The 11,267-nt window shown below is 49.4% G+C and carries 8 protein-coding genes; 6 read left to right on the forward strand and 2 right to left on the reverse strand.

Annotation, left to right across the window (positions count from 1 at the left end):
• The first annotated feature begins 1 nt into the window (after position 1).
• Genes Q5076_RS17315 through rsxA form a run of 6 tightly spaced genes read left to right on the forward strand, consistent with a single transcriptional unit; the run spans position 2 to position 5,414 of the window.
• Positions 2–1,093, forward strand: coding sequence for a Fe-S cluster domain-containing protein (locus Q5076_RS17315; protein ID WP_303015011.1), 1,092 nt, complete (start codon positions 2–4; stop codon positions 1,091–1,093).
• A gap of 24 nt (positions 1,094–1,117) precedes the next feature.
• Entirely contained in the window at positions 1,118–2,455 is a 1,338-nt protein-coding gene (rsxC, locus tag Q5076_RS17320) for an electron transport complex subunit RsxC (protein ID WP_303015013.1), read from the forward strand.
• Positions 2,456–2,460: 5 nt separating this feature from the next.
• Positions 2,461–3,453 (forward strand): RnfABCDGE type electron transport complex subunit D, encoded by a 993-nt coding sequence (locus Q5076_RS17325; RefSeq protein WP_303015014.1) that lies wholly within the window; start codon positions 2,461–2,463, stop codon positions 3,451–3,453.
• The gene (locus Q5076_RS17330; RefSeq protein ID WP_303015015.1) at positions 3,450–4,196 is read left to right on the forward strand and encodes an RnfABCDGE type electron transport complex subunit G; all 747 of its coding nucleotides are present in this window, start codon (positions 3,450–3,452) and stop codon (positions 4,194–4,196) included. Before Q5076_RS17325 ends, Q5076_RS17330 begins: the two co-directional genes overlap by 4 nt.
• Positions 4,197–4,210: 14 nt before the next feature.
• Positions 4,211–4,795, forward strand: a complete 585-nt coding sequence (gene rsxE / locus Q5076_RS17335) for an electron transport complex subunit RsxE (protein ID WP_303015016.1) — start codon at positions 4,211–4,213, stop codon at positions 4,793–4,795.
• Positions 4,796–4,841: 46 nt separating this feature from the next.
• Complete coding sequence (gene rsxA / locus Q5076_RS17340; RefSeq protein ID WP_303015017.1) at positions 4,842–5,414, forward strand: electron transport complex subunit RsxA; 573 nt, start codon at positions 4,842–4,844, stop codon at positions 5,412–5,414.
• Between the two features lie 265 nt (positions 5,415–5,679).
• Here rsxA and Q5076_RS17345 read toward each other — a convergent pair whose 3' ends face one another.
• Together Q5076_RS17345 and Q5076_RS17350 are read right to left on the reverse strand one after the other, a co-directional pair.
• Positions 5,680–7,809, reverse strand: a complete 2,130-nt coding sequence (locus tag Q5076_RS17345) for a RagB/SusD family nutrient uptake outer membrane protein (RefSeq protein ID WP_303015018.1) — start codon at positions 7,807–7,809, stop codon at positions 5,680–5,682.
• A gap of 27 nt (positions 7,810–7,836) precedes the next feature.
• The gene (locus Q5076_RS17350; protein ID WP_303015020.1) at positions 7,837–11,157 is read right to left on the reverse strand and encodes a TonB-dependent receptor; all 3,321 of its coding nucleotides are present in this window, start codon (positions 11,155–11,157) and stop codon (positions 7,837–7,839) included.
• Positions 11,158–11,267: the final 110 nt, after the last annotated feature.

An 11,267-nucleotide genomic window follows, 5' to 3' on the forward strand; every position in this document is an offset into this window, starting at 1 on the left:
GATTCTGATTGCAGTGATTTCATTGGGAGCTATAGCGCTCGTGCTAGCCGCTATTTTATACCTGGCTTCCAAGAAATTTGCCGTGTATGAAGACCCGCGGATTGCCCAAGTGGGAGAAGTGTTGCCCCAGGCGAATTGCGGTGGATGTGGCTACCCCGGTTGTAGCGGATTTGCCGATGCTTGCGTCAAGGCCGGTTCGCTGGACGGTAAGTTCTGCCCCGTGGGCGGACAGCCTGTCATGGCAAAAGTTGCTGATATCCTCGGACTTGCGGCCGGTGAAGCTGAACCGATGGTAGCAGTGGTGAGATGTAACGGAACGTGTGCCAACCGTCCGCGTATCAACCGGTACGACGGTGCGAGGAGTTGTGCCATCGCCGCTTCGCTGTATGGCGGGGAAACGGGGTGTAGCTACGGCTGTCTGGGGTGCGGCGACTGTGTGGCTGCCTGTCAGTTCGACGCTATCCGCATGAATCCTGAAACCGGGCTTCCGGAGGTGGACGAGGCGAAATGTACTGCGTGCGGTGCTTGTGCGAAGGCTTGTCCGAGGGCAATCATCGAGATTCGCCCGCAAGGCAAGAAGTCGCGCCGCGTATATGTCTCTTGTGTGAATAAGGATAAAGGGGCTGTGGCGCGTAAGGCTTGTACGGTGAGCTGTATCGGGTGTGGCAAGTGTGTGAAGACTTGTCCGTTCGAGGCGATTACGCTGGAGAGCAATCTGGCTTACATCGACCCGCACAAGTGTAAATCTTGCCGGAAATGTGTGGAAGTGTGTCCGCAGAATACCATTACCGAATTGAATTTCCCTCCGCGGAAACCGAAAGAAGAGGCTCCTGCCGCTCCGAAACCTGCCGCTAAAGCCGAAACTCCGTCAGTAAAGTCTGGGACTTCTGCTGCCGGGACGGGCGCTTCTCCGGTGAAGTCTGGTTCTTCTGCCGCTAAAGCCGAAACTCCGTCGGTAAAGGCTGGGACTCCTGCTGCCAGGACGACAGGTGTTTCTGCGGTGACAGCCGAAACTCCTTCTACTCCTGCCGAAACGTCCTCGGCAAATGCGGAAACGGCTTCTGCAAAGGAAGCTCCGAAAGTAACAGAATAATAACAGAATAAAATACAGAATTGTATGTTAAAGACATTTTCAATTGGTGGAGTTCATCCACACGAAAATAAATTGTCGGCGCATCAACCTATCATTACGGCGGAAGTTCCTGCGAAAGCTGTTATTTTGCTGGGACAGCACATCGGCGCTCCTGCAAAACCGGTTGTGGCGAAGGGTGATGTGGTAAAGGTAGGGACCAGGATTGCCGAACCTGCCGGCTTTGTTTCGGCAGCCATTCATTCTTCCGTCAGCGGCAAGGTGGCGAAGATTGATACGGTGGTTGATGCCAGCGGGTATGCAAAACCGGCCATCTTTATCGATGTGGAAGGTGATGAGTGGGAAGAGAACATAGACCGCAGCCCGGCTTTGGTGAAGGAATGCAGCCTTTCGTCGGAAGAGATAGTCAAGAAGATAGCCGATGCGGGAATTGTAGGACTTGGCGGAGCCTGTTTCCCCACTCAGGTGAAATTGTGCCCTCCTCCTTCCTTCAAGGCGGAATGTGTCATTATCAATGCGGTGGAGTGCGAACCCTATTTGACTGCCGACCATCAACTGATGCTGGAACATGCGGAAGAAATCATGGTAGGCGTGTCTATCCTGATGAAAGCCGTGAAAGTGAACAAGGCGTTTATCGGAATCGAGAACAACAAGCCCGACGCTATCCAGTTGATGACGAAAGTGGCTTCCGGATATGCAGGCATCGAGGTTGTGCCTTTGAAGGTGAAATATCCGCAGGGAGGCGAGAAACAGTTGATTGACGCTATCACTAAACGCCAGGTAGCGAGCGGCGCTTTGCCTATCTCTACCGGGGCGGTGGTGCAGAACGTAGGTACGGCGTTTGCGGTTTACGAGGCTGTCCAGAAGAATAAACCGCTGTTCGAGCGGGTGATTACGGTGACGGGAAAGTCATTGGCTAAGCCTTCCAATTTCCTGGCGCGTATCGGTACACCGATGAAGCAGTTGATTGACGCATGCGGCGGCCTGCCGGAAGATACGGGAAAGGTAATCGGCGGCGGCCCGATGATGGGCAAGGCTTTGATGAATATCGAGGTTCCTACCGCGAAGGGCAGCTCCGGCATCCTGATTATGAACCGGAAAGAAGCCAAGCGGGGAGAAGCACAGACCTGTATCCGTTGTGCGAAGTGCGTGAGCGCCTGCCCGATGGGACTGGAGCCGTATCTGCTCGGAGCCTTGTCCGAAAACGGAGATTTTGAAAGAATGGAAAAAGAAAGAATCATGGATTGTATCGAGTGCGGTTCCTGCCAGTTCACCTGTCCCGCCAACCGCCCGCTACTCGACTATTGCCGTCTGGGAAAAGGCAAGGTGGGAGCTATGATTCGTGCACGTCAAGCTAAAAAATAACAAATATGGAAAATAAACTAATCGTATCACTATCGCCCCACGTTCACGGCGAAGACAGCGTACGGAAAAACATGTACGGTGTGCTGATTGCACTGGTTCCGGCTTTTCTGGTGTCCCTCTATTTCTTCGGGCTGGGCGCCTTGATTGTCACGGCTACTTCCGTCGCCGCCTGTTTGTTCTTCGAATGGGCTATCGGAAAATATTTATTGAAAACAACGACCACGACTATTTGCGACGGTTCTGCCATCATTACGGGCGTGCTGCTAGCGTTCAACCTGCCGTCTAACCTGCCTGTCTGGATTATCATCCTGGGCGCGCTGTTCGCTATCGGCGTGGGGAAAATGTCTTTCGGCGGATTGGGATGCAATCCTTTCAACCCGGCATTGGCGGGGCGCGTGTTCCTGCTGCTTTCTTTTCCCGTGCAGATGACATCCTGGCCAGTGGTCGGCCAACTGACCGCTTATACGGACGCTACTACGGGGGCTACTCCGCTGGCTTTGATGAAACAGGCGATACACGGTGACCTTGCCGCTTTAGACCAGATACCGGATGCACTGACTCTGCTAATCGGGCAGAACGGCGGATGTCTCGGCGAGGTGAGCGCGCTGGCTCTGTTGATAGGGCTTGCCTATATGCTTTGGAAGAAAATCATCACTTGGCACATTCCCGTGTCCATTCTGGTTACGGTGTTTGTTTTCGCAGGTATCATGCACCTTGCCGAGCCGGAAAAATATGTGTCTCCGGTGATTCAATTGCTTTCCGGAGGTCTGATGCTGGGAGCCGTTTTCATGGCGACCGACTACGTGACGTCTCCGATGAGCAAGAAAGGCATGTTGATTTACGGAGTCTGTATCGGCTTGCTGACGGTGGTAATCCGTCTGTTCGGCGCCTATCCGGAAGGCATGTCGTTTGCCATCCTGATAATGAATGCGTTCACTCCGCTGATTAACACCTATTGTAAACCTAAACGCTTTGGGGAGGTAGCGAAGAAGAAATGAAAAAGTTACAATCATCTTTGAAAAATATGCTGCTGGTGCTTACGGGGGTGACTGCCGTTTCCGTAGCCTTGCTTGCTTATGTGAATGAACTCACAAAAGGGCCTATCGCGGAGGCGAACATGAAAACGCTGAACGAGGCGTTGAAAAAGGTCCTTCCTGAATTTACGAATAATCCGGTAGCGGAAAGCGATACCGTTTTCAGCGAGAAAGAGGGTAAGAAGAACGTGGACTTCATCATTTATCCTGCCAAAAACGGCGAGAAGCTTGTCGGTACGGCTGTCGAGGCAAAGTCGATGGGATTTGGCGGCGAGTTGAAGGTGTTGGTCGGATTCGATGCCGAAGGTAAGATATATAACTACTCCCTGCTTGCCCATGCGGAGACGCCGGGACTGGGATCGAAAGCCGACAAATGGTTCGGAGCTTATGACCCTGCCCAGGGCGAAAAGGCGGTGTCTCACGAGCAGAGCACGAAATCCATTCTGGGAATGAATCCGGGAGAGGCTGCCCTGACTGTCAGCAAAGACGGCGGGCAGATAGATGCCATCACTGCTTCCACGATTACTTCACGCGCTTTCCTGAATGCCGTGAATGCCGCTTACCAGGCTTATAAGTCGGAAGGGGGAGAGATGGACGCTGCCACGGGAGCCACCCGGAAAACCGGCGATGCGGAAAAGGGAGAGACGAATGCTTCTACGGGAGCTACAATAAGAGTTGAACTTGCTGATTCTGTCAGTGCAAATTAGGAAAGGAGACAGGTATGAATAACTTTAAAGTAATGATGAACGGGATTGTCAAGGAGAATCCCACGTTTGTGCTCCTGTTGGGTATGTGTCCTACGTTGGGTACTACTTCATCGGCTGTCAACGGTATGGGCATGGGGCTGGCTACTATGTTTGTGCTGGTCTGTTCGAATGTGGTTATCTCATTGATTAAGAATTTGATACCGGATATGGTGCGTATTCCGTCATTCATCGTGGTAATCGCTTCGTTTGTGACTTTGCTTCAGATGGTGATGCAGGCTTATGTACCGGGGCTGTATGCCACCTTGGGACTTTTCATCCCGCTGATTGTGGTGAACTGCATCGTGCTGGGGCGTGCGGAGGCTTTCGCGGCGAAAAACAATCCGCTTTCTTCCATGTTCGACGGTCTGGGCATGGGATTGGGCTTTACCATCGCCCTGACTCTGCTGGGGGGTGTCCGTGAGTTTCTGGGAACCGGCAAGGTGTTCAATTTGACTATCCTGCCCGAAGAGTACGGAATGCTGGTGTTTGTCCTGGCTCCGGGAGCTTTCATTGTCCTGGGCTATCTCATCGCATTAATTAACAGCTTCAAGAAGGCATGACGGGCCTTGTGGTTCTTCAAGCCTTAAAATTCAAAATGATAAGAGTATGGAATATATACTGATATTTATTTCGGCAATCTTTGTAAACAACATCGTATTGTCGCAGTTCTTGGGTATCTGCCCGTTTCTGGGTGTGTCTAAGAAGGTGGAGACGGCAATGGGTATGGCGGCGGCTGTGGCTTTTGTATTGACTATCGCCACCATCGTCACGTTCCTGATTCAGAAGTTTGTGCTGGACGCTTTCGGGCTGGGTTATTTGCAGACGATTACGTTCATCTTGGTAATCGCCGCGTTGGTACAGATGGTGGAAATCATTCTGAAAAAGGTTTCTCCCGCTTTGTATCAGGCGTTGGGCGTGTTCCTGCCGCTGATTACCACCAACTGCTGTATCTTGGGTGTGGCTATTCTGGTGATTCAGAAAGACTATGATTTGCTGACCGGTGTGGTGTATGCGTTCTCAACGGCACTGGGTTTCGGGCTTGCGCTGGTTCTTTTTGCAGGCTTGCGTGAACAGATGAGTCTCGTGAAAGTCCCGAAGGGGATGCAGGGGACGCCGATTGCGCTGATTACCGCCGGATTGCTTGCCATGGCGTTTATGGGCTTCTCCGGAGTGGTGTAAAGGCTTCCTTACAGTTGATAATTAAATAACGGATTGGAAACCCCCTCCTGCATGTGTCGCATGCGGAAGGCGGTTTCCAATCTTTTTAATGCCTGTTGTGGTCTGGTTTGCTTATTAATGCGAATCAGGGGTGGGTTTCTCTCCCACCATGAAAAAAGAAAATCTGCCATTATCAAAACCCGTTTTCCCTGTTCACCGGTGCAAACATGGAATTCGAGATTCGACAATGGCAGATTTGCCTGTTCTTTTCAGAGCGACAGCGGAACTATTTCCACGCTTCCTGCTGCTCCAGATTGTCGTTCATCAGCAGTTCATCTGAAGGTATAGGCTCTAAGTAATATTTGTCGAGCCATCCTCTGCCTGCGACTATGGGGTCTTGATAATAATAGAGATGTCCGCAATTGCCCCTGCTTGCCAATTCCGATTGTGTACACTCCTGTTTTGTATCTGGATTGAGGATGGAAGTCATTCCCGTCGGATTTCCGTTGAAAGGCGCGGTAGCATCATCCAAATAGATACCGTATGCCTGTTTGTTGACAAAATAATCGGCTTTCTTCCAACGGCGCACATCTTCCCATGAGAAACTTTCTCCCATCAGCTCTATCAGACGTTCCCGGCGGATTTCCCACAGGACAGGATCCACACTCATGTCACGATCCGGATCAAAATCATTGTCTATATCGCTGACTGTCATTTTACCTACCTCGGCACGTTCGCGCAACTTGTTGATGGTGAGGTCGGCTACAGACTGGTCGAACTGGCTCAGCTCATACATGGCTTCGGCATAATTGAGCATGACCTCTTCAATCTTGAATACCGGTTTGTCGGCAACTTCCATGGGATTGTTCTGATCCTGCTTGTCCCACATGGCATGATGTTTCCAGACAAAATAACCGCTCTTTCCACGCTGGAATGCACTTCCGCTATAAATGAGTTGGGTACCGTTTGCCGCTGCATTGTCATCTACAAATCCGGAAAGTGATACATTGGGCACATTCCTTAGCACATTACCTGCCCAATTGCTGGAAGGAAGCGCCTTGTGGTAGGGAATCTGGTGATATCCTATATTCCAGCTCGGTATGGTGTAGATACCTGTCTCTTCATCATAAATGCCACGTGGAGCAAACTGGTTGATATACTCCATCCACGCTCCGTTGTTCGAATCATCAGGTTTGTAGGAGTTTGAACCTCCGCTCTGGATTACATGGTAAGGAGGCATGACTGTTTGCCATAGGCGCGGATCGCGCATACGGAACGTGCGGTACACGTTGCAGTTGGCATAATCATATTCGGGGCCTTCACTGTAGGTCTTGCTGGCGGGATTGTATTCATAATGTTTCACATTTTGGTTATGAATGGGGAGTCCGTCTTTGGTCAGGTAAAGATCCACCGTAGACTGGGGCATTTCCAGACATGCCGAAGCGATATGCTCAAAATGTCCCAAACGATGCATCTTGAAATTCTCCACATACTTGACGTAAAGCAACACTCCCGGCACGTCCTGCAAGTCTTCTGTTGTCCACATTTCTCCCCAACCTTTACCCGGATGGATGTCCTGAGAATTACCGGTATAGAGTGTAGGATATTTATTGATTAATTCTTTGGAGACCGTGGCACAGGTATTCAGCAATTGGCTTCCGGTGACATAATTATTGGAAGCACATGCAGATTCATCTACATTATGGTATTTGCGCCACGTACCTTCAAAGAGCGCGAAGCGGGACATACATGCCTTTATCACATCGCTGTTGACGGTATTGGGTTCTGCCAATTCATCTTGTATATTATTGATGCACCATTCCAGCTCTTTGTAAATCTGGTCGGCTACATAGAGCCGGGAGTCACGTGCCTTGGTCAATTCTTCCGAAGTTTCGATAAGCAGATGATCCACATAGATAATATCCCCGTAGTTTATCATTAATCCATAGTGGCAATAGGCACGGAAGAAACGGGCGATTGCTTTCAGATGCAGCCGTTCCTGGTCGGTACATACAGGGTCATTGATGTGCTCCAACATAATATTGGCACGACGTATCCAGATATAAGGGTTGAGGTAAACTGCACTGCTTGTCGGAATGGTTACCCTCTGGTCGGCATACGGGTTGGGGATATTACCCACTCCCAGACTGTAATCTGTCAAAATCCCCGAAGAGATGTCACGGGTGGAAGTGCCGTATGCACCACTCACCATGCTTGGTCCTTGGAATAAGGTTGCGGTGCTTCCTCCGCTGAAAACTTCATAGAGAGGCAACAGGTAATCTGAACAGGTTGTGAACGAAACAAAGGCTGTGGCTTCGGTCACTTCGGTCGTCGGGAGGCGTTCCAGGTAAGAGTCATTACACCCTGTCAATCCCAATGCGGCTGTCAATATTATGGTCTGTACTATTTTTTTCATATATCTATGTTTTAATAAGATGAATAATTAGAATGAAATGTTCGCGCCAAACGAAATCGTGCGGTAGAGCGGGTAGCCCCAACTCAGTGTTTCCGGGTCAATGCCGGACGGCAGGGAAGTGAAGGTAGCCAGGTTTTCGGCACTCAAGAATACACGCAACTGTTTGACCATAATCTTATTCAGCCACTGTTTGGGGAATGAATAGGAGAGTGTTACGTTTTTGATACGCATATATGCAGAGCTGCTCAACATGTGGTCATTGTTGCGACGGTTAGAACCGGAATTAGCCACACTTTGTGTCGAACTTCCCCAAATGCGCGGCAATTTGGCGTTCGGATTGGCGGCAACCATATAATTGGGATCATTCGGGTCGGTGCTTATCGGAGTCCAGTAATCAGTGGTTCCTTCGAATATCGGTGAGAAGGCGACATCACTGCTCATGAACGTATAGAACAACTGGTTATTATTGAAATAGTCACGCTTGCCCACGCCTTGCAACATGACGCTTAAATCAAAGCCTGCATAGTTGACACCGAGATTGATGCCGTATTGAAAACGGGGTGAGCTGTTACCTATCACTACCTGGTCACCCGGGTTGTTTACGGTGTTCTTTCCGCTATTGATGGAGTTGACATCATCTCCGCTGTAATCTCCGTCACGCAGGTTTTTGAACTTGTAGTCACCCGGACGCGGACTGTATCCTTGCAGGGAGGCCACGCCGTCTTTGAGCGTCCAGGTGGAAAGGTCTGCAAAATCATCCACCGTATAGAAGCCGTCGTAAAGGTATCCCCAGATTTCACCGACTTTTTTCCCTTCGTACAAATAGGAAAGGCTCTTGTCTTCATTGAAGTTCAGGGAGGTTATTTCCGACTGATAGTCCCACAGGTTGAAACCGATGTTGTAGCCTACTTTCGGACCAATGTTGCCACGCCATGCCAACTGGACTTCCCAACCTCTTGTCCGCATCTTACCTACATTCTGGTTCGGGGCGCTTGTGCCCAACACACCGGGTAGGGCCACACTTTGCGAAAGGATGTCTTTCGTATCGCGCTGATACCACTCGAAAAGTCCTGTCAAACGGTTATTAAAGAGTGAGAAGTCAAGGCCCACGTTAGTGGTCGTGATAGTTTCCCAGGTAAAATTACTGCTAATCAGTCCGGGGGAACCGATGGAAGTTACATAACCTTCGTCATTTCCATTCAGCCATATCGTGGCTTGGGTGTTCAGTTCCATGGTGGCAATGTAGTCATAATAGCCGGCGGAAGCCTGGTTTCCAATGGAACCGTAAGAGAAACGCGGCTTGATTTGGTCTATCACTTTGCGTGTACCTTTCATGAATTTTTCTTCCGCCAAATTCCATGCTACTGAGAATGACGGGAAAAATGCAAACCGCGAGTCGGTGGGGAATTTGGAAGATCCGTCATAGCGGCCGTTCACCTCCAACAGGTACTTTCCTTTATAGTCGTAATTAAAACGGAAGAACCCGCTGCGGATGGCAAAGCTTTTATACTCGTCGGTGGTAGTGACTTTACCTTGTGCTCCGCTCATGGAAGGGATTTCCACCAATGCCTGTTCCTCTGCTGACGTATTATAGTATTTGTAATCATAATCTTCCTGTGAATAGCCTGCCATCAATGAGAAATGGTGGTCCTGAAGCAGGTTATACTTGTAGGTGGCATAAGCGTTGTAAGCGTTACGGGCATCATAGAAATGACGGGCCACGTAATAGTCTTTGCCCGATGGTATGTTCGATACGCCTTCCTGTATGTCACTGGCCTGCCATTTCCCGGAATAGTACGTATAGTCGGTGGTCTGTTTCTGGTAGGTATATTCAAAGACTGCTTCCAGCCCTTTCACCGGGCGGAAGATGGATTTCAGGAAGAAACGAGGTGTGTCAATCGTTGTGTGTCGTGTATTACTGTTCTCGATAATAGCCCGAGGGGTCTTGATGATGTTGCCGTCCGGATCAAGCCCGTCAGGAAGGAAATTGTGAAGGCGGGTTGAATACATCCAGCCACTCTCGTCATTCAGGTATTGGCGTTTCTGCTGTGAATAATTCACTGTGGCTTCTTGCGTGTACCAATCGGTAACATCTGCTGAAACCATTCCGTTGAACGTCATACGGGTATATTTGTCTTTATCATCATAGAGCGGACCGTCTTCTGTATAACGGTTGCCCGACATACGGAAGCGGATACGATCGGAAGCGCCGCTTACCGTGAAGTTATGAGTTTGCTGGAAACCGGTTTCCAGCATTCGGTCATAAATGCTTTTTTCTTTCAGATAATAGCGTTTTCCGTCTTCATTGGCTACCAAGATGCCGGTATCTTCATAAAACGTACCAAGACTGGAAAGGGCGGAAGGATTGGTCTTGTAGACGTTCAAATACTCAAGCCAGGAATCGATATTCTGGTTGTTTCCGCCGGCATAAGTATTGCCCAGGGTTTCCTTGTAGATGGGAAAGAAAGTTTCCATACCCACCTGTTTGGGCGTATTAATCGCACTGATGAAACCGAAATTGTTGTTATAGGTCACTGTGACCTTCTCCTGTTTATTGGGGCGTTTGGTTGTAATCAGCACTACGCCTGCCGCTGCACGCGCACCGTAAATGGCGGCTGAAGAAGCGTCTTTCATTACTGTAACCGATTCGATGTCTTCCGGGTTCAACGCATCGATGTCACCCGGAACGTTGTCTATCAAAATAAGGGGAGATAACGAACTTGTCCCGTCGGTGCTGTTCGAGAAAGTCGCGGAGCCACGAATCTGTATGCTTTTCCCTGTCTGTCCGGGAGTGTTGCTTCCACTGGTAATCGTCAGTCCCGGAACTGCTCCCTGCAAGGCTGCGGCTGTATTGGGTTGCGGACGGCTACCCAGTACCTCATCCATCTTTACCGAGGAAACCGCACCGGAAAGATTGGATTTCTTCTGTACGCCATAGCCCACTACCACAACTTCATCCAATGCCTGGCTGTCTTCTTCCAATATAACTTTTATGGCTGTTCTGCCATTGACTTTTATTTCTTGGGTGGCATAACCGACATAAGAGACTATGATAGAGGCTTTCGGCTGAATTCTCAAGGAGAAGTTGCCGTCGATATCGGTAATGACACCGTTTGTACTGGAACCTTTTTCCAATACACTGGCCCCGATAACCGGTTCTCCACTCTTGTCAAGAACTGTTCCCTTGACTACTATCAACTGTTGATTGATGGTGTTTGCCACCATGATTTCAGAATTGGGAACAGTGTTATACGCAGTTGAAAACTGTACACACATTAACAATCCCATTCCCATTAATCCACTCCGTAATCCGGACTGGCTAATAGATGAAAAAAATCGTGTATTCATAGTATATTTAAAGTTTTGGATGTTTTTTATTTGGAATATAGAAAGCGCTATATACCCCTGAAAAACATCTGGTTCAAAAATTATACTACGATACTTCTCTTGATAAGAGA

Source organism: uncultured Bacteroides sp., assembly GCF_958445495.1.
Taxonomy (GTDB): Bacteria; Bacteroidota; Bacteroidia; order Bacteroidales; family Bacteroidaceae; genus Bacteroides.